Below are 26465 nucleotides of genomic sequence, written 5' to 3'. Positions count from 1 at the left end.
CCGACCAGCGCCGGTCAGGGCGTGGAGGTGCCCGGCGCTGCCGCAGCCCCCACCGGCTCTTTCCAGCCGCCACCGAGCGTCTTGTACAGCGTCACCTGGTTCTGCAACTGCAGCAGCCGCGTCTGCACCACAGCCTGCCTGGCGGCGAACAGGGCGCGTTGTGCGTCCAGCAGGTCGAGCTGGCTGGCAATGCCGTTCTGGTAACGCAGGTCCGAGAGTTTGAAGCGGGTGGCTTCGGCGCTGGCCTGGGCCTGCTGCGCGCGCAGCTGCTCACCCAGCGTGGCACGGCCGGCCAGCGCGTCGGCCACTTCGCGGAAAGCGGTCTGAATCGCCTTTTCGTACTGCGCCACGGCAATGTCGCGCCCGACATTCGCAGAGTCCAGCCCGGCGCGGTTGCGACCGGCGTCGAACAGCGGCAGAAAGAGCTGCGGCGCCAGCGTCCAGCCGTAGGTGCCGCTTTGGAACAGCCCCGACAGGTGGTTGCTGACACTGCCGGCCGACGCCGTCAGCGAAATGCGCGGAAAAAACGCGGCACGCGCCGCGCCGATGTTGGCATTGGCGGCCAGCAGTTGCTGCTCGGCCTGGCGGATGTCGGGGCGTTTGGTCAGCAGGTCCGAAGGCAGGCCCGCGGGCACGTCCACCATCAGCGGCGCATCGGCCAGCGCCTGGCCGGCCGGCAGCGCCGCCGCCAGTTCACCGGTGAGCGGCTGGCCCAGCAGCAGCGTCAGCAGGTTTTCATCGAGCGCGCGCTGGCGCTGCAACTGCGCCAGGCTGATGCGGGCCGCCTCGGTCAGCGACTCGGCCTGGCGCAGGTCCAGCTCGGAGGTGGCGCCGTTGTCAAACCGCAGCTGGCTGAGCTTGAAGGACTCTTCGCGCGTGGCCAATGTCTGCTGCGTGATCGCCAGCAGTTCCTCGTCGGCCAGCAGGCTCAGCCAGGTGTTGGCCACGGTCGCGATCAGGCTGATCTGCGTGGTCTTGCGGCCCTCCTCGGTCGCCAGGTACTGCGCCAGCGCGGCGTCCTTGAGGCTGGCGACGCGGCCGAAGAAATCAATCTCGTACGAGGTCATGGCCAGGCCGGCGGTGTAGACGCTGGAGATGCTGCCATTGCCGCTGGCACTGGGTTGGCGCGAGCCGGTGGCCGCGGCTCCCACGGTCGGGAACTGGTCGGCGCGCCGGATTTGGAACTGCGCCCGCGCCTGCTCGATGTTGAGCACCGCGAGGCGCAGGTCGCGGTTGTTACGCAGCGCCGCCTCGATCAGCAGCCGCAATTTGGGGTCGCTGAAAAAACTCTGCCACTCGATGTCGGCTGCGGCGGTGGTCTGCACGGCGGTCGAGGCCGTGGTTGGGGCGACGGCGAGCGAACGTGCCAGGCGCAGGCCCGGCCAGTCGGTCGCGACCGGGGCCTCGGGGCGTTCATATTTGGGCGCCATCGAGCAGCCCGCCGCCAGCGCGACTGTGCTCAACACCAGCGCCTTCGTCAGCTTAGTCATGGGCTTTGCCTTCATTGCCATCTCCGTCAAAACCAGCCGCCTTGGCGTGGTCGGAATACATTTTTCGCTGCCGCTCGCTGCTCTTGAACAGGCTGCGCACCACGACAAAAAAGACCGGTACAAAAATCACGGCCAAGGCGGTCCCGGTGATCATGCCGCCGATCACACCGGTGCCGATGGCGCGCTGGCTGGCCGAGCCGGCGCCGGTGGCCAGCGCCAGCGGCAGCACCCCCATCATGAAGGCCAGCGAGGTCATCACGATGGGGCGGAACCGCAGGTGGGCAGCGGCCAGCGCCGACTCAATCGCGCTCTTGCCCTGCGCCTCCAGGTCTTTCGCAAACTCGATGATCAGGATCGCGTTTTTTGCCGACAGGCCGATGATGGTGATCAGGCCGACCTGGAAATACACGTCGTTCGAGTAGGCGCGCAGCAGCGTTGCCAGCAGCACCCCAAGCACACCCAGCGGCACCACCATGATCACGGCCAGCGGAATGGTCCAGCTCTCATACAGCGCGGCCAGGCACAGGAACACCGCGAGGATGGCAAAGCCGTAAAGAATCAGCGCCTGCGCGCCGGCGAGTTTTTCCTCGCGTGACTGGCCGGTCCACTCGAAACCAAAGCCGGCGGGCAGTTGGCCGGCCAGTTTTTCCATCTCGGCCATGGCCGCGCCCGAGCTGTAGCCCGGCGCCGCGGCACCTGAAATGCGCATCGCCGGGTACCCGTTGTAGCGAATCGTCTGCTGCGCACCGGTGACCCAGCGCGTGCTGGCAAAGGCCGACAGCGGCACCGGCCGGCCCTGGCTGTTGCTCGCGTTGATCCGCAGCAGGTCGTCTGGCTGCATGCGCGCCGGCGCATCGGCCTGCACCACCACCCGCTGCAGGCGGCCCTGGTTCGGGAAGTCGTTCACATAGCTGGAGCCCAGCGCGGTGGACAGCGTGGTGTTGATGGAATCAAAGGACACGCCCAGCGCATTGGCCTTGTCGCGGTCAATGTCGATCTGCAATTGCGGGCCGTCTTCCAGCCCGTCCGGACGCACCTGCGCCAGCACCGGGCTCTTGCCGGCCATGCCCAGCATCTGGTTGCGTGCGTTGACAAGCGCCTCGTGTCCGGCCCCTGCCCGGTCCTGCAGGCGGAAGGTGAAGCCGCTGGCTGTTCCGAGTTCGGGAATGGGCGGCGGGCTCAGCGGGAAAATGAACGCGTCGCGGATGCCGGACAGGGCGCCAAAGGCCCGGCCCGCCAGCGCTTCGGCCGACTGGCCCTTGCCTTCGCGCTCGGACCAGTCCTTGAGCGTGACAAACGCCAGCGCCGCATTCTGGCCCTGGCCCGAAAAGCTGAAGCCCAGCACACCGACCATGCTTTGCACTTCGGGCTGCTTGAGGATGTAGCCCTCGACCTGCTGCATGACGGCCAGCGTGCGGTCCTGGGTCGCCCCGGGCGGCAACTGCACGTTGACCAGCATGGTGCCCTGGTCCTCACCCGGCAGGAAGGACGTTGGCAGCCGGGTGTAGACCACCGCCACCGCCGCGATGATGGCCACGTAGATGATCAGGTAACGCGCGGCCCGCTTGAGCACACGGGCGACGATGCTTTCATAACCCTTGGCGGTGCGTGAAAAGCTGCGGTTGAACCAGCCAAAGAAACCACGCTTGTCGTGATGGTGGCCCGCTTCGACCGGCTTGAGCAGCGTTGCGCACAGGGCCGGGGTGAGCGACAACGCCATGAAGGCGGAAAAACCGATGGACGCCACCATCACCGCCGAGAACTGGCGGTAGATGTTGCCGGTCGAGCCGGCGAAAAAGGCGAGGGGCACAAACACCGAGATCAGCACCACGGTCACGCCGATGATGGCACCCGAGATCTGCCGCATCGCCTTGCGCGTGGCTTCCAGCGGGGACAGCCCCTCCTCGCTCATGATGCGCTCGACGTTCTCGACTACCACGATCGCGTCGTCCACCACGATGCCGATCACCAGCACCATGCCGAACATGGTCAGCACGTTGATCGAAAAGCCCAGCGCCAGCAAGGTCCCGAAGGTTCCCAGCAGCGCAATCGGCACCACGATGGTCGGGATCACGGTGTAGCGCCAGTTCTGCAGGAACAGGAACATCACGAGAAACACCAGGGCCACGGCTTCGAGCAGCGTCACCGCGACCTGCGAGATCGATATCTGCACAAAACGTGAGCTGTCGTAGGGAATGGTCCAGCTTACGCCTTGCGGAAAATACCGCTCCAGGTCGGCCATCTTCTCACGCACGGCCTTGGCGGACGCCAGCGCGTTGCCGCTGGGCGACAGCTGCAGGCCGATACCGACCGCCGGCTTGCCATTGAGCCGCGCCGAGGTCGCATAAGCCTGGCCGCCGAGTTCGATGCGCGCCACGTCCTTGAGGCGCACGGCCGAACCGTCGGTGTTGGCGCGCAGGATGATATTGCCGAACTGCGCCACATCGGACAGCTGGCCGTTGACCACCACCGTGGCGGCGATGCCCTGTCCCGCGACGTTGGGCAGGTCTCCGATCGTGCCCGACGACACCTGTGCGTTCTGCGCGCGGATGGCGGCGGTGACCTCGGCGGACGACAGGTTGAAACCCGCCAGCTTGGCCGGATCGATCCAGATGCGCATGGCGCGTTCGGAGCCGAACAGCTGGGCCTGGCCGATGCCAGGCAGGCGCTGCAACTCCGGCACGACGTTGCGTGACGCGTAGTCGCCCAGCGCGATCGGATCGAAGGCCGGGTTGGTCGACGACAGCATGGTGAACATCAGGAAGTTCGAGCGCGACTTGTCGACACGCACGCCCTGCTGCGTCACGGCCTGCGGCAGGCGCGGCGCGGCGCGCGACAGGCGGTTCTGCACGTCCACCTGGGCCAGGTCGGCATTGGTGCCGGGCTGGAAACTGATGGTGATGCTGCCGGTGCCGTTGGCCTGAGCCACCGACTCCATGTAGATCAGGCCGGGCGAGCCGTTCATCTCGCGCTCGATCACCGACAGCACGCTGTCCTCCAGCGTCTGCGCCGAGGCGCCAGGGTAGGAGGCATTGATGACAATGGACGGCGGCGCGACCGGCGGGTACTGGGAGATCGGCAGCTGCGTGATGGCCACGCTGCCCATCACGATGATGAAAAGTGCGATCACCCAGGCAAAGATAGGCCGATCAATGAAAAACTTGGCCATGCAGTGCGCTCCTTATTTGGCGGCTGCAGAGGAAGCCGGCGCGGCCGGCGCTGAAGCCGCACCCGCGGGCGCTGCGCCTGCGGGCTGCCAGGGCACGGGCTTGACGCTGGCGCCAGGGCGCAGTTTCTGGAAGCCGTCGACCATGACCTGCTCGCCGGTTTTCAGCCCCTCAAGAACCACCCACTGGTTGCCTTTGGCGGAACCGATTTTCACCGGCCGCGACGCGACCTTGCCCTCGGTATCCACCACCATGACCGTGTCGCCCTGCCCCGAGCGCGTGACGGCCTGCTGCGGCAGGGTCATGGCATTGGTGGCCTGGGCCTGCTCCAGGCGCACCCGCACAAACAGGCCGGGCAGCAACTGGCCGTTCGGGTTGGGCACCTCGGCGCGCAGGGTGATCTGTCCCGTGGTGGCATCGACCGTCAGGTCCGAAAACAGCAAACGGCCGGGACGTGCATACTCCGTGCCGTCCTCAAGCACGATACGTACGCTGGCCGCATCGCCGCCGCTGGCACGCTTGAACTGGCCGCTGTCCATGGCAGCGCGCAGCTTCATCACATCCGACGCCGACTGCGTGAAGTTGACGTACATCGGGTTGATCTGCTGGATCACCGCGAGCTGGGTCGCGTCGCCCTGCCCGACCAGCGCGCCTTCGGTCACCAAGGCGCGGCCGATGCGGCCCGAGATCGGGGCGGTCACCGAGGCATAACCGAGGTTGATGCTGGCGGTCTGTACATTGGCCCTGCCGACGGCCACGTCGGCTTCGGCCTGCTTTTGCGCCGCCACCGCGTTCGCATACTCCTGCTTGCTGATGGCGTTGGCCTCCACCAGCGGTTTGTAGCGCTGCGCCAGTGCCGTGGCCTGCGCCAGATTGGCTTCGGCACGGGCCTGGCCGGCTTTGGCGCTGGCCGCCGCGGCGGCATAGGGCGCAGCATCAATGCTGAACAGCGGCTGCCCGGCTTTCACGTCGCTGCCTTCACGAAACAGCCGCTTCTGCAAAATACCGGCAGCGCGCGCGCGCACCTGCGCCACGCGGGAGGCCTCGAGCCGGCCGGGCAGCTCGGTCACCAGACCCACATCGCCCTGGGTCACGGTCACCACCCCGACCTGCACAGGCGGTGGCGCGGCTGGCGCCTCGCTGGCGCCTTTGCCACAGCCGGCAAGAAAGGCGGACAAGATGGCGACGATCAACAGCCGCTGGTGATTGCTGGAGGGAAGCGCCGCAAGGGGCTGCTTGACGCGGGACATGGGCATGCTGATCCTCGAATTTTCTGGAGTAAAGCGCAAAAGGTGAGTCCTGGACGGCAACCTGGATGGCCATGGCCACGCGGCACATCGGACAAAAGGCAAAAGAATAAGGGTTTTGACGAGTGATATAGTTTACATACATTTATGAATGTATAAATAAACCCGCTTGAAACTCTGTTCTCGGGAGGAGAAGCATGGTCCGACGAACCAAAGAAGACGCCTTGGCCACCCGCCACAAGCTGCTCGATGCAGCCGAGCACCTGTTCCAGGCGCAGGGCGTCTCGCGCACCAGCCTGCAGGACATCGCCCGGCGGGCGGGGGCAACCCGCGGCGCGGTCTACTGGCATTTCAAGGACAAGGCCGATCTCTTCAACGCGATGATGGAACGGGTCACCCTGCCCCTGGAAAAGACCTTCCAGGACCAGCTGGGGCAAGAAGGGCAGGAGGGACAAGCGGGGCACACCGACCCGCTGGTGCGCATCCGCAACGGCGTGGGCGAGGCGCTGCTGCGCATCGCCAGCGACCCGCAGACGCGCCGCGTCTTCGAAGTGGCCACCCACAAGGTGGAATATGTCGGCGAGCTCCAGGCCGTGCGCCTGCGTCACCTGAAGAGCCGAAGTGACTTTCTGGAGCAGGTTGAACGGGGTTTTCAGGCGGCCAGCCAGCACCACGCGCTGGAACTGCCGGTCTCGACCGCTGCGGCGGCGCAGGGCCTGCACGCCATCATCGACGGCCTGATCCAGAGCTGGTTGCTGGAAAGCGCCGACTTCGATCTGGAGTCCCTGGGGCGGGACGTGGTGGAGGTCTATCTGCGCGGGCTGGGATTTCCCGACGCAGGCAGGGGCGCTACGGCCCCGCCCGGGTCTCAGCCTTAATGCAGATGCCGCGGCTTGCGTCCGCCGCCGCCGTGGCCTGAACCGCCCTGCGGACCGCCCATCCCGCGCGGAGGCCGGCCCAGCTGCATGGAACTGACCAGCGCATCAAAACGCTGCTCGAACAACTTGTCGACAGCGGACACCACATCGCCGAGTTCGGCCGCATCAAAATGCCGCTCCATCAGGCCGATCATGTCCTGCACCAGCAGGTCGCGCTGGACCTGCATGATGGCAGCCGGCGTGGGGCCGACAAAATACATCGCAAAGTCGTCCCTGGCCTCTTCGCCATCGGGCTCCTCATCCTCGTCAAAATCCGCATCGTAGAAAGTGACTTCGATGGGCGCACCGCTGGCAGCCAGCTCGTTCAGGGCCATGCAGACCTCGTCGAGGACCTGGCGGAAATCCTCGTCACCGGGAACCGTCCAGCACAGTTGCAGCAGATGCTGGTGGACATCGAAGCGTATGCCGGGCTCCTCCTCATAGGTGCTGGCCGCACCGTCGGCCAGCGACTTGGCACCCGCGTATTTCCAGAGCGGCTTCAGGGCGTCCTGCAACTGCTCAAAGCCGACATCCTCACGCAACGGCACTTCGCCGTGGACATGTATTTCGAAAGGAGGGGTGGTGTAGCGGGCCATGGAATCTATCTTAACCAGTTGCGGTCTGAAATGGGCATCGCCAGCATGCCGACAGGGCCTGTGAGGCGTTGTTCCGGGGTCTGGTGCCTGAGACCGGAATCGAACCGGTACGCCCGTTTTCACGAAGCGGCGGATTTTAAGTCCGCTGTGTCTACCTATTTCACCACTCAGGCCGGGGACATGCTGACGAACAAAAAAGCCCCTGGCAAGGGGCTGCAAAAAACATGGATGGAGGCGCGGGCCGGAGTCGAACCGACCTACTCGGATTTGCAATCCGGTACATAACCGCTTTGTTACCGCGCCGTAATCTGACCGCTTCCAGCAGAACCAACAGGATGATTCTACTGAATCGCTTGTGAACTATCACCAATGAAAAAGGACAGCATTTTTAAGTGCTGCCCTTTTCGAATTGGAGCGGGAGAAGAGTCTCGAACTCTCGACCTCAACCTTGGCAAGGTTGCGCTCTACCAACTGAGCTACTCCCGCGTTATCAGCCTCGAATTATAGCGTGCTTTTTTGTGCTTTGCGAAGAAACTTGAAAAATTTGCACAAGACTCAATGCTTGATGCTGTCCGCAACTTCCACCGCAGGTGCAGCAGGCGTTGCTGCGACCACCGCGGGCTCGTCGTCCGGCAGGGGCACCGGCTGGCGCACCAGTGCGATCTGCAACACCTGGTCGATCCATTTGACGGGCACGATCTCCAAGCCGTTCTTCACGTTTTCCGGAATCTCCTGCAGGTCCTTCGCGTTCTCTTCGGGGATCAACACGGTCTTGATGCCGCCGCGCAAAGCCGCGAGCAGTTTTTCCTTCAGGCCGCCAATCGCCGTCACCTCGCCACGCAGCGTGATCTCGCCGGTCATCGCCACATCGCCGCGCACCGGAATGCCGGTGATGGCCGATACAAAGGCCGTGGTCATCGCCGCACCGGCGCTCGGACCATCCTTGGGCGTGGCGCCGTCGGGCACGTGAATGTGGATGTCACGCTTCTCGAACATTTCGTCCTTGATGCCCAGCACCCGTGCCCGGCTGCGCACCACCGTACGCGCGGCCTCCACGGACTCCTTCATCACGTCGCCGAGCGAACCCGTGCGCGTGATCACGCCCTTGCCTGGCATCATCGCCGCCTCGATCGTGAGCAGATCGCCGCCGACTTCCGTCCAGGCCAGACCGACCACCTGGCCGACCTGGTTGTGCTGCTCGGCCCGGCCGTAGTCAAACTTGCGCACGCCCAGAAACTCGTTGAGGTTGTCGGCAGTCACCAGCACCTTGGGCACCATCTTCTTGAGCTGGATACCCTTGACCACCTTGCGGCAGATCTTGGAAAGTTCGCGCTCAAGCGAGCGCACACCAGCCTCACGCGTGTAATAACGCACGATGTCGCGAACCGCCTGCTCCTTGATCTCCAGCTCGTCTTCCTTGACGCCGTTGTTCTTGAGCTGCTTGGGCAGCAGGTAACGCATGGCGATGCTGGTCTTTTCGTCTTCGGTGTAACCCGACAGGCGGATCACTTCCATGCGGTCCAGCAGGGCCGGCGGAATGTTCATCGAGTTCGAAGTGGCCACGAACATCACGTCGCTGAGGTCGAAGTCGACCTCGACATAGTGGTCGCCGAACGTGTGGTTCTGTTCGGGGTCCAGCACCTCCAGCAGTGCGCTGGAAGGGTCGCCACGAAAATCGGTGCCGAGCTTGTCGATCTCGTCGAGCAGGAACAGCGGGTTGCGCGTGCCGGCCTTGGTCAGGCTCTGCAGCACCTTGCCCGGCAAGGCACCGATGTAGGTGCGCCGGTGCCCGCGGATCTCGGCCTCGTCACGCATGCCGCCCAGCGCCATGCGCACGTACTTGCGCCCCGTGGCCTTGGCAATCGACTGGCCCAGCGAGGTCTTGCCCACACCGGGAGGGCCGACCAGACAGAGAATCGGCGCCTTGAGTTTGTCGACGCGCTGCTGCACCGCGAGGTATTCAACAATGCGGTCCTTGACCTTTTCCAGGCCGTAGTGGTCTTCGTCCAGCACCGCCTCGGCGTTGGCCAGATCATGTTTGATCTTGGTCTTCTTGCTCCAGGGCAGGCCCGTCAGCACATCGATGTAGGAGCGCACCACGGTCGCCTCGGCCGACATCGGCGACATCAGCTTGAGTTTCTTCAGCTCGCTCTCGGCTTTTTTGCGCGCTTCCTGCGGCATTTTGGCGGTCTTGATCTTCTTCTCGATCTCCTCGATGTCCGCGCCCTCTTCGCCTTCGCCAAGCTCCTTCTGGATCGCCTTGACCTGCTCGTTCAGGTAGAAGTCGCGCTGGTTCTTCTCCATCTGGCGCTTGACGCGGCCGCGGATCTTCTTGTCCACATTGAGGATGTCGACTTCGCGTTCGAGCTGCTCATAGAGGTTCTCGAGACGGGCCTTGACGTTGTCCAGATCGAGAATGACCTGCTTGGCGTCCAGCTTGAGCGGCAGGTGCGCGGCAATGGTGTCGGCCAGCCGGCCGGCGTCATCAATGCTGGAAATCGAGGTGAGGATCTCCGGCGGGATTTTCTTGTTCAGCTTGACGTAGTGGTCGAACTGCTGCATCACGGCGCGGCGCAGGGCCTCGGTCTCGCTGGTCTTGTCGCCCGGCGTGAGCACGGCCGCCTCCACCGGCGTCACGTTGGCGCTGAAGTGGGCCTCACCCTCTTCGATCTTGTTGACAACGGCGCGTTGCTGGCCTTCGACCAGCACCTTGACCGTGCCGTCCGGCAGCTTGAGCATCTGCAAAATCGTGGCCACGCAACCGACCCCGAACATGTCCTCGACAGAAGGTTCGTCCTTGGCGGCGGCTTTCTGGGCCACGAGCATGATGCGTCGCTCGGCCTCCATCGCCGACTCCAGGGCCTTGATGCTTTTGGGGCGGCCGACGAACAGTGGAATCACCATGTGGGGGAACACCACCACGTCACGCAGCGGCAACAGCGGCAGGTCGATGGGGCTGGAAGGCAATGTGGTTTGTGCGGACATATCAACCTTTAAAGGTAGGCCTTTAACGAAAACCGAGGCGCGGTGGCGTCCGGGGAATTTTCAGTATCGGCGAAAACAGTTAACTCGAAAGTGGGGAACAGCGGCCACTTTTCAAGCCTGCCGCCCATTTATGCCACGACAGGCTACACACCGGAGTCCTTCTTCGTCCTTCTTCCCCTGGGGCGGTCTCAGGCCTGTTTGGCGGCTTCACGGTACACCAGCAGCGGTGGCTTGTTTTCCTCGATCGTCGACTCGTCAACCACCACTTTTTCCACATTGCTGGTATTGGGCAGGTCAAACATGGTGTCAATCAGGGACTGCTCCAGGATGGAGCGCAGGCCGCGCGCGCCGGTCTTGCGCGCCAGCGCCTTGCGGGCAATGGCCTTGAGCGCCGAGGGGCGAATCTCCAGATCGACCCCTTCCATGGACAACAGCTTGCTGAACTGCTTGACGACGGCGTTTTTGGGTTCCGTCAGGATCTGCACCAGCGCGTCCTCGGTCAGTTCGGCCAAAGTGGCGACCACCGGCATGCGGCCCACCAGTTCGGGGATCAGGCCAAACTTGATCAGGTCTTCCGGCTCCACGTCCTTGAAGGACTCGGTCAGGCTGCGGGCCTTCTTGCTCTTCACGGAAGCGCCGAACCCGATGCCGGACGATTCGGTGCGGTTTTCAATGACTTTTTCCAGCCCCGAGAAAGCCCCGCCGCAGATGAACAGGATGTTGGTGGTGTCGACCTGCAGGAAGTCCTGGTTCGGGTGCTTGCGGCCGCCCTGCGGCGGCACCGAGGCCATCGTGCCCTCGATCAGCTTGAGCAGCGCCTGCTGCACGCCCTCGCCCGACACGTCGCGCGTGATCGACGGATTGTCGGATTTGCGCGAGATCTTGTCGATTTCGTCGATGTAGACAATGCCCTGCTGCGCGCGCTCGACTTCATAGTTGCAGCTCTGCAGCAGTTTCTGGATGATGTTTTCGACGTCTTCGCCGACATAGCCGGCTTCGGTCAGCGTGGTGGCGTCGGCCATCACGAAGGGAACGTTGAGGGTGCGCGCCAAGGTCTGGGCCAGCAGGGTCTTGCCGGAGCCAGTGGGGCCGATCAGCAGGATGTTGCTTTTGGTCAGCTCCACATCGTCTTTTTTGGCTTTTTCCTTGTGGCGCAGGCGCTTGTAGTGGTTGTAGACAGCAACGGCCAGCGTGCGCTTGGCCGGCTCCTGCCCAATCACGTAACCATCGAGCGTCGCCTTGATTTCCAGCGGCGTCGGCAGGTCGCCACGCGTTTCGCGCACGTCATCCCCGGCGGGCAGTTCGTCGCGGATGATTTCGTTGCACAGGTCGATGCATTCATCACAGATGAAAACCGATGGCCCTGCAATCAGCTTCTTGACTTCGTGCTGGCTTTTGCCGCAGAAGGAGCAGTACAGGGTTTTTTCGCTGGAAGAGCCTTTTTTATCGGCCATGAATGTAATGCCTTTGGGTGCCCGTGGGACGTGTTAGCTAATGATAACCAAATAAACCTGGCCCGACTTACGGCGAAACAGGTCTCAGCCGGCTCCGAGGGAGATGCCAATAAAAACGGCGTCCCCTGTTACAGAAACGCCGTTGCTATGCTGCAACCAGGGGAAGCGAACGCCCGTTCAGGGGCGTTTGGCGATCACCTGGTCCACGACGCCGTAAGCCTTCGCGTCGTCGGCAAACATGAAGTAGTCACGCTCGGTGTCGCGCTCGATTTTCTCGATCGTCTGCCCGGTGTTCTCGGCCAGGATGCGGTTGAGCTGCTCGCGCGTCTTGAGGATGTCGCGGGCGTGGATCTCGATGTCGGTGGCCTGGCCCTGCGCGCCGCCCGAGGGCTGGTGAATCATCACGCGCGAGTTGGGCAGCGAGAAGCGCTTGCCCTTGGCGCCGGCCGCCAGCAAAAAGGCGCCCATGCTCGCCGCCATGCCCACACACAGGGTAGACACATCGGCCTTGATGAACTGCATGGTGTCGTAAATCGCCATGCCGGCGGTCACGGAACCGCCCGGGGAGTTGATGTAGAACGAAATGTCCTTGTCCGGGTTTTCACTCTCGAGGAACAGCAACTGCGCCACCACCAGGTTGGCCGTCTGGTCATTGACCGGGCCCACGAGGAAAATGACACGCTCCTTCAGCAGACGCGAATAAATGTCATAGGACCGCTCGCCACGGCCAGACTGTTCAATCACCATCGGCACCATGCCGAGGCCCTGGATGTCCTGTGCACTGCTGTAAATGTTCATGTTTTCTCCAAATGTTGGGACTACTTTACCCAAAATAAATGGGGCTTGAAGCCTCAGCCGCAAGCCCCTGCATCAGAAATCAGCTCTGCGCCGGACCAAGGGCCCGCCGTCCGCTTCAGTTCTGCGCCATCAATTCATCAAATGGCACCGATTTTTCGACGATTTTGGCCTTGCCCAGCACAAAATTCGTGACATTGTTTTCAATCACGACGGACTCAACCTCGGCCATGCGTTTTTCGTCGCTGAAGTACCAGCGCACCACGTCTTCCGGCTTTTCGTAGCTCGAAGCCAGTTCTTCGACGTGGGCCTTGACCTGTTCGGTCTTGGGAAACAGGTCGTTGGTGCGGGTCAGCTCGGCCACCACCAAGCCCAGGCGCACGCGCTTTTCAGCCTGCGGGCGGAAGATGTCGTCGGGAATCGGCGCCTTGTCGGCGTCCTTGATGCCGCGCTGCTTGAGGTCGGCGCGGGCACCTTCGACCATGCGGTCCAGTTCGGACTGGACGATCGACTGGGGCACGTCGAGTTCGGCGTGGGCCAGCAGCGCGTCCATGACGGCGTTTTTGTTGCGGGCCAACAGGCGGAACTTGACTTCGCGCTCGAGGTTCTTGCGGATGTCGGCGCGCAGGCCTTCGACGGTGGCGTCGGCGATGCCCAGGGACTTGGCCAGGGCTTCGTTGACTTCAGGCAGGTGGGCGGCTTCGATCTTCTTGACGGTGACCATGAAGTCGGCCTGTTTGCCGGCCACATCCTTGCCATGGTAATCGGCGGGGAAATTGAGCGGGAAGGTCTTGCTCTCGCCGCTTTTCATGCCGCGCACCGCGTCTTCGAACTCCTTGAGCATCTGGCCTTCGCCGACCAGGAACTGGAAGGCTTCCGCCTTGCCGCCGGCAAACGGCTCGCCGTCGATCTTGCCTTCGAAGTCGATGGTGACGCGGTCGCCGTCCTGCGCCGGCGCGTCGATGGCTCGCTGGGCAAAGGTGCGGCGCTGCTTGCGCAGGATGTCCACCGTCTTGTCAATGGCTTCGTCGGTCACTTCCGCGGTGATTTTTTCAACTTCGGCGCTGGCCAGGTCGCCGATCTTGACTTCCGGGTAGACCTCGAAAATGGCGTCAAACGCCAGCTCGCCCTCGGGCGCGCCTTCCTTTTCGCTGATGCGCGGCTGGCCGGCCACACGCAGCTTGGCTTCGTTGGCGGCCACGGAGAAAGCCTCGCCGACCTTGTCGTTCATGACTTCGTAATGCACCGAGTAGCCATAACGCTGGGCAACCACGTTCATGGGCACCTTGCCGGGACGGAAACCGTCCATCTTGACCGTGCGGGCCAGGCGTTTCAGGCGCGCGTCCACTTCGGACTGGATGGTGCCTACGGGCAGCGTCAAAGTGATCTTGCGCTCCAGCTTTTCAAGGGTTTCGACAGTCACGGCCATGATCTACTCCTAAATATCCGAAAAATGTGTAAAAGACAGAGGGGCGCACCGGTCAACCCGTGCGGCCATCGTCCTGAAAGTCTCAATCGTGGTGCGCGGGGGGGGACTCGAACCCCCACATCCTTGCGGACGTCAGGACCTAAACCTGGTGCGTCTACCAATTTCGCCACCCGCGCGCCTGAAATAAAAACGGGAATCCTCAGCTTTTCGGCTTCCGGACCCCCGCCTGAAATCGGTCAACTTTCTATTTTAGCCTGTATCGGCTGCCGCTTCAGCGCCCAGCCATCCCGCAGGTGGGGTCAGGCCGGGACCGGTGACTCCCGTTTCACACGGAACCATGCGGGTCTGGGCGCTACGCGCCGCCCCGCCGGGCTGATTATTGAAACGCCGGTGTTTCGCGTTTCACGCGAAACCATGCGGCGTACATCGCCGGCAAGGCCAGCAGCGTCAGCACGGTGGCAACAATCAGGCCGCCCATGATGGCGACCGCCATCGGCCCCCAGAACACGCTGCGCGACAGCGGGATCATGGCCAGCACGGCGGCAGCGGCCGTCAGCACGATGGGGCGCAAGCGCCGCACGGCCGACTCCACGATCGCGTCCCAGGCGGGAACGCCGGCCGCCCGGTCCTGCTCGATCTGGTCGATCAGGATCACCGAGTTGCGCTGGATCATGCCCATCAGCGCGATCACGCCGAGCAAGGCCACAAAGCCGAAGGGGCGGCCCAGCAGGAGCAGGGCCCCGGCCACGCCAGCAATGCCCAGCGGCCCGGTCAGGAAGACCAGCATGGCGCGGCTGAAGCTGTGCAGTTGCAACATGAGCAGCGTGAACGTCAGAAACAGCATGACGGGAATGCCGGCCGCAATCGAGCTGGAGCCCTTGCTGCTTTCCTCGACGGCGCCGGCGACCTCGATGCGGTAGCCGCCCATCCCGGTTTTCTGCCATGTCGCTTCCAGCGCCTTCAGGCCGGGCAGGAGCTGGTGGGTCACCGTGGCGCCTTGCAGGCCTTCGACGATGTCGCTTTGCACGGTGATGGCGTAGTCGCGGTTTTCCCGCCACATCACGCCGGGCTCCCAGGTGAACACCGGCTTGGCGATCTGCGTCAGCGGGATTGATTTGCCCGACGCCGTCGGCAGGTAGGCGTTGGCAATGTCGGTGATGGCGTTGCGCTCGTCCTGCGGCTGGCGCAGCACGATGTCGATCAGCTTGTCGCCTTCGCGGAACTGGCCCACGTTGGTGCCGGCCAGGATGGTTTTGGACGCCTGGGCAATCGACTGGCTGGTCACGCCGAGCGCGCGCGCCTTGGACTGGTCCACTTCCAGGCGCAGCACCTTGACGGACTCGTTCCAGTTGTCATTGACGCCGCGGGTGTTGGGGCTCTCGCGCAGCGCGGCCTTGACCTCGTCGGCGCGTTCGCGCAGCACCAGCGGATCGATGCCAACCACACGGAACTGCACCGGGTAAGGCACGGGCGGGCCGTTGGGCAGCAGCTTGATGCGGCCGCGCACCTCGGGAAACTCCTGGGCCAGCAGCGCCGGCAGCTTGATGCGCAGCGATTCACGCACCTTCAGGTCCTGCGGCAGCACGATGAATTGCGACACATTGGTCTGCGGAAAAACCTGGTCCAGCGGCAGGTAAAAACGCGGCACACCCGAGCCGACCCAGGTGCTGACCGAGCTGACGCCGGCTTCCTGAAGCAGGCGCGCCTCGACACGTTTGGCCGTCAGTTCATTGGCGGCGAACGAGGTGCCTTCCGGGAACCAGATGTCGACCATGATCTCGCGCCGGCTCGAATCGGGGAAGAACTGCTGCTGCACCTTGCCCATGCCGACAATGCCCAGCGCAAAAAACAGCACCGTCGCGCCAATCGTGACCCAGCGGTACTGTACGCACCAGTTCACCGCCCGGCGAAAGGTGTTGTAGAAGGGGCTGTCGAACATCTCGTGCGGGCTGTCCTGTCCGGCGGCCACCTCCTGCACATGCGGCGGCACCTTGAGCAGCAAGGTCCCCAGATACGGCACGAAATACACCGACACGATCCAGCTCAACACCAGCGCGATCACGGTCACCGCAAAAATCGCGAAGGTGTACTCACCCACGGCTGATTTGGCCATGCCGATCGGCAAAAAGCCAACCGCCGTGATCAGCGTGCCGGTCAGCATGGGCATGGCGGTGATTTCGTAGGCAAAGGTCGCGGCGCGCACCTTGTCGTAGCCCTCTTCCATCTTGCGCACCATCATCTCGACCGCAATGATGGCGTCGTCCACCAGCAGGCCCAGCGCGATGATCAGCGAACCCAGCGAAATCTTGTGCAGGCCGATGCCGAAGTAGTTCATGGCCAGAAAGGTCACGGCCAGCACCAGCGGAATCGTGATGCCGACCACCAAGCCGGGCCGCATGTCGATGTAGTACCGCTTCCACAGCGGGTGTTGCCCGGGCCGGCGGTGAAAACCCAGCGCGATGAAACTCACGGCCAGCACAATCACCACCGCTTCGATCAACACCTTCACGAACTCGTTGACCGAGGTCGCCACCGCGGTCGGCTGGTCCTGGATCTGCACCAGCTCGATGCCGGCCGGCAGGCCGCCTGCAATGCCGGCAGTGGTCGCCTTCAGCGCCTTGCCCAGCGCAATGATGTCGCCGCCCTTGGCCATGGAAACACCGAGCGCAATCACTTCCCGGCCCTGGTGCCGCACCTTGACGGCCGGCGGGTCGACGTAGCCGCGCTTGACCTCGGCAATGTCGCCCAGGCGCAGCTGGCTGCCCGAGGCGCCGCGTATCGGCATGGCGCGCAACTGCTCGACCGCTTCGAACTGCCCGGCCACCCGCACCTGCACCACATCCAGCGGTGTCTGCACCGCGCCGGCGGACTCCACCGCGTTTTGCTGGCCGAGCTGGCTCAGCACCTGGTTGAAGTCCAGCCCGAGCTGGGCCAGGCGCTTTTGCGAAATCTCGATGAAGAGCTTTTCGTCCTGCACGCCGAACTGCTCGACCTTGGCCACATCGGGCACACGCAACAGTTTCTGGCGCACCTCGTCGGCAAAGGTCTTGAGCTCGGCATAACTGAAGCCGTCGGCCTGCAGCGCGTAGATCACGCCATAGACATCGCCGAAGTCGTCGTTGAAAAACGGCCCCTGCACCCCGCCGGGCAGCGTGCCGCGCATGTCGCCGATCTTCTTGCGCACCGCGTACCAGACACCGGCCACGTCGGCAGCTTTCGACGAGTCCTTGATCTGAAAAATGATCTGCGACTCGCCGGGCTTGGAATAGCTGCGGATCTTGTCGGCAAACGGCACTTCCTGCAGCGTGCGTTCGATCTTGTCGGTCACCTGCTCGGCCACCTGCTGCGCCGTGGCGCCCGGCCAGTAGGTGCGCACCACCATGGCCCGGAAGGTGAACGGCGGGTCCTCGTCCTGGCCGAGCTGGAAGTAGGCGGCAAAGCCGAGCAGCATCAGCACCACCATCAGGTAACGCGTCAGCGCCGGATGGTCCAGCGCCCATTTGGACAGGTTGAAGCCGTCCTTCGGTTGTACTTGGGTCATGCCAGCCTCACTTCGCGGCAGGTGCAGCGACCGGGGATGGCATCGCGCCAGCGGCAGACGCTACCGGATTGATAGCCGTCTGCGCAGGCGGGGCAAGGGCTGCAGCCACTTTTGGCTGATAAATCGTGACCTTCTGCCCGGGCGAGAGCACATGCACGCCGGCGCTGACCACCAGCATGCCGGGCTGCAGGCCCGAAGCCACCACCGCCTCGTTGCCGTCGGCCGTGGCAATCTGGATGACCTGCGACTTCACCGTCATGCTCGCCTTGTCCAGCACCCAGACCGCCGTCGCCCGGCCTTCCTGGCGCAGGGCGGTGGTCGGCAGCTTGATGACCTGCACACCCGCAGCACCCAGGCCCTGCGGTTGCACGTAAACCGTGGCGCCCAGCACCGGCGGCTCCTGGGTGGCCAGCGCCACCTTGACCGGGTAGGTCCGCGTCAGCGGGTCGGCGCTGGCACCCACTTCGCGCACCGTGCCTTCCAGCCCGGCGTTCTGCGCCCAGACCCGCACCTTGACCGGCATGCCGACCTTGATGGCCGCCACCTTGTCTTCGGGCACGGAAAACACCACATCGCGCGGGCCGTCGGCGGCGATGCGCAGCACCGGCGTGCCGGCCGAGACCACCTGCCCGACCTCGGCTTCCACGGCCGTCACCACGCCCGACACGTCGGCCACCAGCACGGCGTAAGTGGCCTGGTTGCCCTGCACGGCCAGTTGCGACTGCGCCTGCTCCAGTTGGGCCTGCGCTGCCTTGAGCGTGGTCTCGCGGCGCTCGAGTTCAGCGCCGCTGATGAAGTTCTGGTCCCGGAGTTCCTTGTAGCGTTTGTAGTCGGCCGAGGCCAGGTCGCGCTGCGTGGCCGCCGCCGCGACCTGGGCACGCGCCGCATCGGCGGCCAGCTTGTAGTCCTGCGGGTCCAGCTGGGCCAGCACCTGCCCCGCCTTCACGCGCTGGCCGAGTTCGGCCTGGCGCCGGATGATTTTTCCGCCGACCCGAAAACCCAACCGCGACTCGACCTGGGCCTTGACCTCGCCGGCAAACTCGTAAGCGGTATCGAAGGCATCCGTCCCCACGGTCATGACCTTGACGGCACGTACCGGCTCTTCGGGCGGAGCTGGCTTGGAACAGGCGGCCAGCAGCAAGGCGCTGCTGAGGACGGCAAAAACGGTTTTGTTCATGATGGCGTTGAGGAAAGACGGTGGCGAAAGACCGGAAAGCAGGAATCAGGCAAGCCTGAAAACCGAGTTAATGACTGACCGGTTAGTAATCTAGGGTAATTCCCAAGGCTTGTCAAGCGACAATCCAGCCCATGACTTCCGGCCCCCATCCCGACCTTGCGCAGCCGCTGCAGCCTCCTTCCAGCCACTACGAAAACTTCCCCGTGGCCTCGCTGCTGTGCCCGCCGCACCTGCGTCCGGCGGTGGCGGCGATCTACTGGTTTGCCCGCACCGCCGACGACATTGCCGACGAAGGCGACGCCCTGCCCGCCCAGCGCCTGGCCGACCTGGCGGCCTGCCGCGCCGACCTGTTCGCCGCGGCCGAGGGCCGGCCCGTCTCGGCGCGGTGGCCGGCCATCTTTGCCGCGCTGGCGCCGGTGATCCGGCAGTTCCGGCTGCCGGTGCCGCTGCTGGACGACCTGCTCAGCGCGTTCGAGCAGGACGTCGTCAAGCAGCGTTATGCCACCGAAGCCGAGCTGCTCGACTATTGCCGCCGCTCGGCCAACCCGGTCGGCCGCCTGCTGCTGCATCTTTACGGCGTGAACGATGCGGCGTCACTGGTGCAGAGCGACCACATCTGCACGGCGTTGCAACTGATCAACTTCTGGCAGGACCTCAGCGTGGACATTCCGCGCGGGCGCATCTACCTGCCGCAGGAACTGTGGGCCGCGCACGGTGTCGATGAAGCCCGGCTGCAGGCCCGGGACGTGAATCCGGCCACTACGAAATTGATAGCTGCCTGCGTCCATTCGGCAAGGGCGCGCATGCTGAAAGGCTTGCCTTTGGTGAAAAGGGTGCCGGGGCGCGCGGGCTGGGAGTTGCGCCTGGTGGTGCAAGGCGGCCTGCGCATCCTCGACAAGATCGAAGCAATCCACTTTGCCACGCTGCGGCAGCGTCCCAAACTCATGCCCTGGGACCTGGCGCTGATGCTGTGGCGCGCGATCTGGATGTAAGCCGCGACAGCGGCCGGCGTGCCATCGCCCCAAGCCTGCGACAATCCCGCCCATGACCCCCGAGGAATACGTCCAGCAGAAAGCCGCCGCGTCCGGCAGCAGTTTTTATTACGCCTTCCTGTTTTTGCCCAGGGAAAGGCGCGCGGCCATCACGGCCTTTTATGCCTTCTGCCGCGAAATCGACGATGTGGTCGACGAAGTGACCGACCCCGGCGTGGCCCACACCAAGCTCGCCTGGTGGCAGGCCGAGGTGCTCAAGTCCTACGCCGGCTCGCCGACCCATCCGGTGATGAAGGCGCTGATGCCGCTGGCCCCCACCTACCAGATCGAAGCGCGCCACCTGCAGGCGGTGATCGAAGGCTGCCAGATGGACCTGACGCAAAACCGCTTTCTCGATTTCCCGGGCCTGAGGAGCTATTGCCACCTGGTCGCCGGCATCGTCGGCGAGGTGGCCGCACGGATTTTCGGGCAGACGCAGCCGCAGACCACCGCGTACGCGCACAAGCTCGGGCTGGCCTTCCAGATGACCAACATCATCCGCGACGTCGGCGAGGACGCGCTGCGCGGACGCATTTACCTGCCGGTCAACGAGCTGCAGCAGTTCGACGTGAAGGTCCACGAAATCCTCAAGCGCCAGTATTCGGACCGCTTCACCGCGCTGATGCAGTTCCAGACGCAGCGTGCGCTGGGCCTGTACGACGAAGCGCTGGCGCTGCTGCCTGAAGCCGACCGCCGCGCGCAAAAACCCGGGCTCATGATGGCCAGCATTTACCGCACCCTGCTGCGCGAGATCGAGGCCGACGGCTACCAGGTGCTGCACCAGCGTGTCAGCCTGACGCCGCTGCGCAAGTTCTGGCTGGCATGGAAAACACAGGCCTTCGGAAAAGTGGTGTAAAAACTTTGGCCCCCACGCTTGTCGCTTCGCGTGCCTTCGGCGGTGCGCTCCCCCTTGCACGAAGAAGAGGAGCTATTTTTCCCAGGGGCGGCCCGTCGGAAAAATTCTCACCATGAAGGTGGCCGTCATCGGCGCCGGCTGGGCCGGCTGCGCGGCGGCGGTCGAAGCCACCCGGCTCGGCCAGCAGGTCACGGTGTTTGAAGCCGCCCGCATTCCCGGCGGGCGCGCGCGGCGCGTTGACAGCCAGTGGCCCGACGGCACGGCGCTGGCGCTGGACAACGGCCAGCACATCCTGATTGGTGCCTACAGCGAAACGCTGCGCCTGATGGCCGACGTCGGCATGGTTGCCGACACGGCGCTGCTGCGCCTGCCGCTGACGCTGCGGTTCCCCGACGGCACGGGTCTGGCCTTTCCCCGGCTGCCTGCCCCGCTGGATGCGCTGGCCGGCATGGTGCGTGCACGCGGCTGGAGCTGGCGCGACAAACTCTCGCTGCTGCGCGCCGCCGCCGGCTGGCAGGTCTCGGGATTTCGCTGCGCGCCGGCGCTGTCTGTCGCGCAGCTGTGCTGCACGTTGAGCCCGACGGTGAAGGCCACCCTGATCGAGCCGCTGTGTGTGGCGGCGCTGAACACGCCGGCCGAGCGCGCCAGCGGCCAGGTGTTTTTGCGGGTGTTGCGCGATTCGCTGTTTTCACACGCCGGCGGCTCCAACCTGCTGCTGCCGCGCACCGACTTGAGCGCGCTGCTGCCCGACGCTGCGCTGGCCTGGCTGGCGCAACGCGGCGCCACGCTGCGCCTGGGCGCACGCGTGCTGGCGCTCGCTCCCGCGGGCGAGCGCTGGCAGGTCGATGGTGAAAACTTTGACCGGGTGATCCTGGCCTGCCCGCCGCTTGACGCCGCGCGTCTGGCAGAAGGCACCGGCCTGCCCTGCGTGCCATGGCTGGCACAGGCTCGCGCCCTGCAGTTTGAAGCCATCACCACGGTTTATGCTTTTTCGCCCACGGCCCGCCTGGCCCAGCCCATGCTGGCACTGCGCGCCAGCGCATCCGGCGGGGAGGCGCCCGCGCAATTCGTGTTTGACCGGGGCCAGCTCGGCGGCCCGGCCGGCCTGCTGGCTTTTGTCGTCAGTGCCAGCAACGGCGATAACGCCGCGTTAAGCCGCCAGGTGCTGCAGCAGGGCGCGCAGCAGCTCGGGCTGACACAGCTCCGTGCCGTGCAGACGATTGTGGAAAAACGCGCCACCTTTGCCTGCCTGCCCGGCCTGCAGCGGCCTGCCGCCCAGCTGCTGCCGGGGCTGCTGGCGTGTGGCGACTACATCGCCGGGCCCTACCCGGCCACGCTAGAAGGTGCCGTGCGCAGCGGCCTGGCTGCCGCTGCTCATGGGCAGACCTGAAGGCCCGGCGCCCTGCCCGCTGGGGAGGCTCATGCTGTGTTTGTCCATCAGACGGTACAAGGTCATGCGAGAAACACCGAGCTCGCGCGCCGCGCGCGTGACATTGTGCCCAACACGCGTCAGGGTCAGGAAGATCGCATCGCGTTCGGCCAGGGTGCGGGCGGCATCGAGCCCGATCCCCGCGGGCCTGGCGGCCGGCGCCAGGCCCAGATCGGCAGGCCCTATCAGCCGCTGATCGGTCATGACCACCGCGCGCTGCACGCGGTTGTACAACTCTCGCACGTTGCCGGGCCACGTGTGGGCCATCATCGCTGCCATTGCCTGCTGGTTGAAGCCCCGCACCCGGGTCGTGCCATTGACCGCGCAGCACTGGAAAAAATACTCAGCCAGCATCGGCACATCCTCCATGTGGCGCCGCAACGGCGGCACCTCGATCGGCAGCACATTCAGCCGGTAAAACAGATCTTCGCGGAACCGGCCCATGGCCACGCATTCAGCAAGGTCCTGGTGAGAGGCCGCCACCACGCGTGCGTCCACCGGCAGGCTGCGCACTGCGCCCACACGGGTGATCGTCTTCTCCTGCAGGAAGCGCAGCAGGCTGGTCTGCAGCTCCAGCGGCAGGTCGCCGATTTCATCGAGGAAAATCGTGCCCCCGTTGGCCGCCTCGATCAGCCCGTGCCGCTGGGACGAGGCGCCCGTGAAGGCTCCCCGTTCGTGGCCAAACAGTTCGGAATAAATCAGCGAAGGAGCGATGGCTCCGCAGTTGACCGCCACAAACGGCCCCGCCGCGCGATGTGAACAGCGGTGGACCGCGCGCGCGGCCAGCTCTTTGCCGCTACCGCTTTCTCCGCCGAGCAGCACCGGCGCCTCCGTCGCCGCCACCTTGCGGATCTGCTCGCGCAGACGGGTGATGACGGGCCCCTGGCCCACCAGGCCCAGGCTGTCTGCCGCATGCACGTGGGGATGCTGCCGGCTGCGAAGCATGGCGCGCTGGGCGGCGTGCTCCAGGACCAGCTCGAGGTCGTGCCAGACGAGCGGCAGGGTCTGGTGGTCAAAAAAACAGTTGAGCAGCAGATCGCGAAAGCCCGGCGACTCCAGCGCCTCACGGTCGCACACGGCCACCCACTCCGATCCGTTGGAAGCCTTGACGCAGGCCTCCAGCGCGTGCTCCGATCCAGCCAGCGGTGTGCCGATGATCAGCAAACTGACCGGGAAGCGCTGATGGGCCTGCATCCGCCCCGCAGCCGCCAGATTGGTCGCCTGCGCCACGCGCCAGCCCTGCGCGAGCAGGTGCTCCGCTACCCCGCCCGCACCGTCATTGAGGGTCACGCACAGGAGGTTTCGGATCAGCATGGCCAGCCGCCCTAGTACGACATCGGCAGCCGGACGGTCAGCGTCAAATCCGGGGTATCGCGCGTCAGGCCCGCACCCACCGTCACATTCAGCGTGGTCTTGTTGCTGTAGCGGTACGAATACCCCAGCAACAAGGACGCCAGCTGGGTGCGCACCGACGTCGCCACCGGCGCGCCATTTTGCCGGGTCCGCCCGACGGAGTTTAGGTCCACACCCACACTGAAGGACGAGCGCTCGTTGAGCGCCAGACCCATGCCGAAATTGACGCCCACGACGCCGCCCGGCCGCACCGAGCCGATGAACTCCCGCTGGTTGTTGAGCACCAGGCGGCTGACGTTGTCGCGCGCGAAATTGTGCGTGTAGCTGACACCGCCGAAAAACACCGCCGGGTCCGAAGGAAAAAGCCAGGTCACTCCGGTTTGCAGGGAATAAAAACCCGAGCCCGTCGGCAGGTCCAGCGGCAGGCCCGTGCCGGTGGTGTTGCCCAGGCAGCGTGTCACGCAGTCGGTCACCACTTCGAAGGGGTCCTTGCCGGTGCGGGTCTTGAAGCGCAGCGATCCGATCAGGTAAGGAGAATTCCCGCGTGGCTGGTTCAACTGGTAACGGGCCGCGAGCTCGATATCGCCAATCGCATTGCCGTTGGCGTTGAAAGCTCTCTCCGATGCGGTGCCGGTGAAAAGCTCGCGGCTGATGGTGTTGTCGGAGCGGTAGACATAGGGCAGTTTGGCTTCCACTTCCAGCCGGTTGCTGAGCCCCCAGCGCCCCGTGATTGCCGCAGTCAGGGTGTTGCGCTTGACCTCGCGCACATCGATCAGGCCGATCAGCAAGGCCGGAATGATGGTGTACCCCACCAGCGCGACGCGGTTGCTGGACGAGTAGCCGTATTGCAGCGAGGGTTCCAGCACATAACGCCCCCGCGGCGTCAGGATGCCGGGCTGATCGAACAGTGGCGCAACCGCGGGCGGCTGCGGCTCCGCGCTCGGCGCCACGCCCACGCGCACCGAGCGGGTGGTGGCATCGGGCGTGTCGCTCGCGGCGGTTTCCTTCTTGTCGTCCGCCGGCCGGCTTTCGGGACGCGCCGTGCTGAGCGCCTCCTGGCGTTCCTGCTCGACGCGCTGCTGTTCGCGGTAACGCGCCTCCTGCTCCGTGGCCTGCTGGCGCAGGGTCTCGCGCAGCACCTCGATCTGGCGTCCCTGCTCGGTGACCTGCTGCTGCAGCGACTCGATGCGCTTGTTTGCGCTCCGGGACGAGGCCGTCCCCTGGGCCTGCGCGAGCGTTGCCAACAACACCGTGGAGGAACAGGCCAGCACCGCCCACACCGGGGGGTGGTGAATTGTTGTTGTCATGACAGGAACCCCCTGCTGGCGCGCCATGAGTGCCAATGCTCCGCTTTTTGATTTTTTCGTACAAAGACAACAGCGTAAGCGCATCGTGCAGACGCTGGCAAGCCGTACATTGAAACGACCCGTAATTGACGCAGGACCCGCTCCAGACAGCTGTCACACTTTTGAGTCGGTCTGCGCCAGCCCGGAGTTCCAGGACCTGGCGACACGCCAGACAAGGCACGGCCTTGCAGGGAGCATGTCCAAGCGACCGACCCGGCCCGTCACGCGCAGCGGCATCTGTCACAGGCCTGCGACATCCCCAGAAAAGGGGAGTCCGCCGAGGTTGTCGAGGCGCCGCGCCTTTGTCTTTCGCACCGGTCGCCTCGTGCCGTCAACTGCCTGTGACACTTCGCGTCAAAAACACGCGCGTGCCGGCCGGCGCTCACCTGCTGGACACCTTGAAACAAGCGGTGCAGGGCAGCGGCTATCGCAGGGAGCGCCTTGCCGACCGGACCAGCCCCGCAACACGCTGGCACTGAATTTGCTGTCGCGGGACCGATTTGCGGCAACGCGACTCACCCCAACGATGCCTCTCTCAACTCAACCCAACCCAACTCTCGGAGGATCCATGAAAAAGACACTTCTCGCTTCCACCCTTGCCCTCGCATTCGCGTCCGCATGGGCCAATCCGGTCAACAACGGCACTGACGGCACCACCAGTGCAAGCACCGGAAATCAAACCGCGACGGCGACTTCAGGGCAAAGCGGCAACGGGCCGCAAGCCAATGAGTTTTCGACCGCAACGACCGGCGAAGCGCTTGCCAGCGCCGCGCGGTCCGCCGCGCTCAACAACGGTTCCACCGGCACGTTCACCAATGCCTTCAACGTGATGACCGCGACCGCCAGCAGCAACCTCAATGGTGTCGTGACGGGCAACACCGTCTCCGGCATCGGCAACAGTGCCTACAACACCGGCACGAGCAACGGCGGCACCGGCAACGGTGGCACCGGTGGCACCGGCAACGGCGGCCAGGCTTCCGGCGCGGGTGTCGGTGGCACGGGTGCCGGCGGCGTGGGTGCCGTGGGCGCGACCGGTGGCAGCGCCACCAACGGTGCCGTCAGCAACGGCAGCGCCTCCAACGGCAGCGCCGGTGCGGGTAATGGCGGCAGCGGCACGGGCGCCACCGCAAGTGGCAACAACAACGGCGGTACCAGCGGTGCCAACGGCGGCGCTGGCGGCGCGGGCGGCCTCAGCGCCGGCGGCGCAGGCGGAGACGGCGGCACATCCGCCAGCAATGGCGGCGGCGGCACCCGCACCGGCGGAGCAGGCGCAGGTGGGGCCGGCGGGCCGGCCACCAACGGCAGCGCCACCAACGGCAGCGCCAGCAACGGCAGCAACACCGGTGGCAACGGCGGTGCCGGTGGCAGCGGCACGGGCGGCACCGGTGGCGCCGGCAGTGGCGGCACCAACACAGCCGCTGGTGGCAGCGGCGGCGTGGGCCAAGGCGGTAGCGGCGGCGCCGGCGGTACCAACAGCGTCAATGCCGGGACGTTCAGCATGGCCAACAGCATGACCAGTGTTGGGCAATCGGCAGCCGGCATCATGCTTGCGAGTCAGAACAGCGGCTTCACCTCGCTGGTTCAGCAAAGCGTGAACGTGCAGGCCAACCTGTCCGTCGGCCAATAAGGCGAGTCCGGCCACACCCGTGCGG

17 protein-coding genes and 4 tRNA genes are annotated in these 26465 nt (G+C 64.8%); 5 read left to right on the top strand and 16 right to left on the bottom strand.

Features of this window, described 5'->3' with window-relative positions; translation table 11 throughout:
- Positions 1-14 precede the first annotated feature (14 nt).
- The 3 genes from B7G53_RS17150 to B7G53_RS17140 are packed head-to-tail and all read right to left on the bottom strand — an operon-like array spanning position 15 to position 5913.
- Positions 15-1490: an efflux transporter outer membrane subunit gene (locus tag B7G53_RS17150; RefSeq protein WP_141396368.1), complete on the bottom strand. Its 1476-nt coding sequence runs from the start codon at positions 1488-1490 to the stop codon at positions 15-17.
- Complete coding sequence (locus B7G53_RS17145; RefSeq protein WP_096669902.1) at positions 1483-4659, bottom strand: efflux RND transporter permease subunit; 3177 nt, start codon at positions 4657-4659, stop codon at positions 1483-1485. The genes B7G53_RS17150 and B7G53_RS17145 overlap by 8 nt, the downstream gene beginning before the upstream one ends.
- Before the next feature lie 12 nt (positions 4660-4671).
- Positions 4672-5913 (bottom strand): efflux RND transporter periplasmic adaptor subunit, encoded by a 1242-nt coding sequence (locus tag B7G53_RS17140; protein ID WP_096669900.1) that lies wholly within the window; start codon positions 5911-5913, stop codon positions 4672-4674.
- Positions 5914-6101: 188 nt separating this feature from the next.
- Between B7G53_RS17140 and B7G53_RS17135 the strand changes: the two genes are divergently transcribed.
- Positions 6102-6782, top strand: a complete 681-nt coding sequence (locus tag B7G53_RS17135) for a TetR family transcriptional regulator (RefSeq protein WP_096669898.1) — start codon at positions 6102-6104, stop codon at positions 6780-6782.
- Here the strand turns inward: B7G53_RS17135 and B7G53_RS17130 are convergent.
- The 11 genes from B7G53_RS17130 to B7G53_RS17080 form a co-directional block, all read right to left on the bottom strand.
- A complete protein-coding gene (locus tag B7G53_RS17130; RefSeq protein ID WP_096669896.1) occupies positions 6779-7417 on the bottom strand; it encodes a DUF6806 family protein in 639 nt (212 codons plus the stop codon). The two genes, B7G53_RS17135 and B7G53_RS17130, sit on opposite strands and share 4 nt — an antisense overlap.
- Before the next feature lie 81 nt (positions 7418-7498).
- A tRNA-Leu gene (locus tag B7G53_RS17125) sits at positions 7499-7590 on the bottom strand.
- Positions 7591-7646: 56 nt separating this feature from the next.
- A tRNA-Cys gene (locus B7G53_RS17120) sits at positions 7647-7720 on the bottom strand.
- A 107-nt stretch (positions 7721-7827) separates the two neighbouring features.
- Positions 7828-7903 (bottom strand) — tRNA-Gly (locus B7G53_RS17115).
- Positions 7904-7972: 69 nt separating this feature from the next.
- Positions 7973-10402 (bottom strand): endopeptidase La, encoded by a 2430-nt coding sequence (gene lon, locus B7G53_RS17110; RefSeq protein WP_096669894.1) that lies wholly within the window; start codon positions 10400-10402, stop codon positions 7973-7975.
- 188 nt (positions 10403-10590) lie between these two features.
- A complete protein-coding gene (gene clpX, locus B7G53_RS17105; RefSeq protein WP_096669892.1) occupies positions 10591-11856 on the bottom strand; it encodes an ATP-dependent Clp protease ATP-binding subunit ClpX in 1266 nt (421 codons plus the stop codon).
- A gap of 177 nt (positions 11857-12033) precedes the next feature.
- Positions 12034-12654, bottom strand: a complete 621-nt coding sequence (gene clpP / locus B7G53_RS17100) for an ATP-dependent Clp endopeptidase proteolytic subunit ClpP (RefSeq protein WP_096669890.1) — start codon at positions 12652-12654, stop codon at positions 12034-12036.
- 115 nt (positions 12655-12769) lie between these two features.
- Entirely contained in the window at positions 12770-14080 is a 1311-nt protein-coding gene (gene tig, locus B7G53_RS17095; protein ID WP_096669888.1) for a trigger factor, read from the bottom strand.
- 89 nt (positions 14081-14169) lie between these two features.
- Positions 14170-14256, bottom strand: a tRNA-Leu gene (locus tag B7G53_RS17090).
- Positions 14257-14456: 200 nt separating this feature from the next.
- Complete coding sequence (locus B7G53_RS17085; RefSeq protein ID WP_096669886.1) at positions 14457-17621, bottom strand: efflux RND transporter permease subunit; 3165 nt, start codon at positions 17619-17621, stop codon at positions 14457-14459.
- A gap of 7 nt (positions 17622-17628) precedes the next feature.
- Positions 17629-18798, bottom strand: a complete 1170-nt coding sequence (locus tag B7G53_RS17080; RefSeq protein ID WP_096669884.1) for an efflux RND transporter periplasmic adaptor subunit — start codon at positions 18796-18798, stop codon at positions 17629-17631.
- A gap of 131 nt (positions 18799-18929) precedes the next feature.
- On the opposite strand from B7G53_RS17080, the gene hpnC reads away from it, so the two are divergent.
- From hpnC to hpnE, 3 genes are all read left to right on the top strand, one after another.
- On the top strand, positions 18930-19790 hold the full coding sequence (hpnC, locus tag B7G53_RS17075; protein WP_096669882.1) for a squalene synthase HpnC: 861 nt from the start codon (positions 18930-18932) through the stop codon (positions 19788-19790).
- Between the two features lie 52 nt (positions 19791-19842).
- Positions 19843-20685, top strand: coding sequence for a presqualene diphosphate synthase HpnD (hpnD, locus tag B7G53_RS17070; protein ID WP_096669880.1), 843 nt, complete (start codon positions 19843-19845; stop codon positions 20683-20685).
- A gap of 112 nt (positions 20686-20797) precedes the next feature.
- Positions 20798-22075 carry a hydroxysqualene dehydroxylase HpnE gene (gene hpnE, locus B7G53_RS17065; protein WP_096669878.1) on the top strand — a complete coding sequence of 426 codons (1278 nt, stop codon included), beginning with the start codon at positions 20798-20800 and terminating at the stop codon, positions 22073-22075.
- Here hpnE and B7G53_RS17060 read toward each other — a convergent pair.
- Together B7G53_RS17060 and B7G53_RS17055 are read right to left on the bottom strand one after the other, a co-directional pair.
- Entirely contained in the window at positions 22022-23428 is a 1407-nt protein-coding gene (locus tag B7G53_RS17060) for a sigma-54 interaction domain-containing protein (RefSeq protein ID WP_096669876.1), read from the bottom strand. The two genes, hpnE and B7G53_RS17060, sit on opposite strands and share 54 nt — an antisense overlap.
- A gap of 11 nt (positions 23429-23439) precedes the next feature.
- Complete coding sequence (locus tag B7G53_RS17055) at positions 23440-24774, bottom strand: acetate kinase (protein ID WP_096669932.1); 1335 nt, start codon at positions 24772-24774, stop codon at positions 23440-23442.
- A gap of 607 nt (positions 24775-25381) precedes the next feature.
- Here B7G53_RS17055 and B7G53_RS17050 point away from each other — a divergent pair.
- A complete protein-coding gene (locus B7G53_RS17050) occupies positions 25382-26440 on the top strand; it encodes a hypothetical protein (RefSeq protein WP_096669874.1) in 1059 nt (352 codons plus the stop codon).
- Positions 26441-26465 lie beyond the last annotated feature (25 nt).

It is taken from the genome of Polaromonas sp. AET17H-212, from assembly GCF_002379085.1.
Taxonomy (GTDB): domain Bacteria; phylum Pseudomonadota; class Gammaproteobacteria; order Burkholderiales; family Burkholderiaceae_C; genus Polaromonas.
The sequence above is the reverse complement of the archived record's forward strand: the minus strand, read 5'-3'. Positions and strand labels throughout refer to the sequence as shown.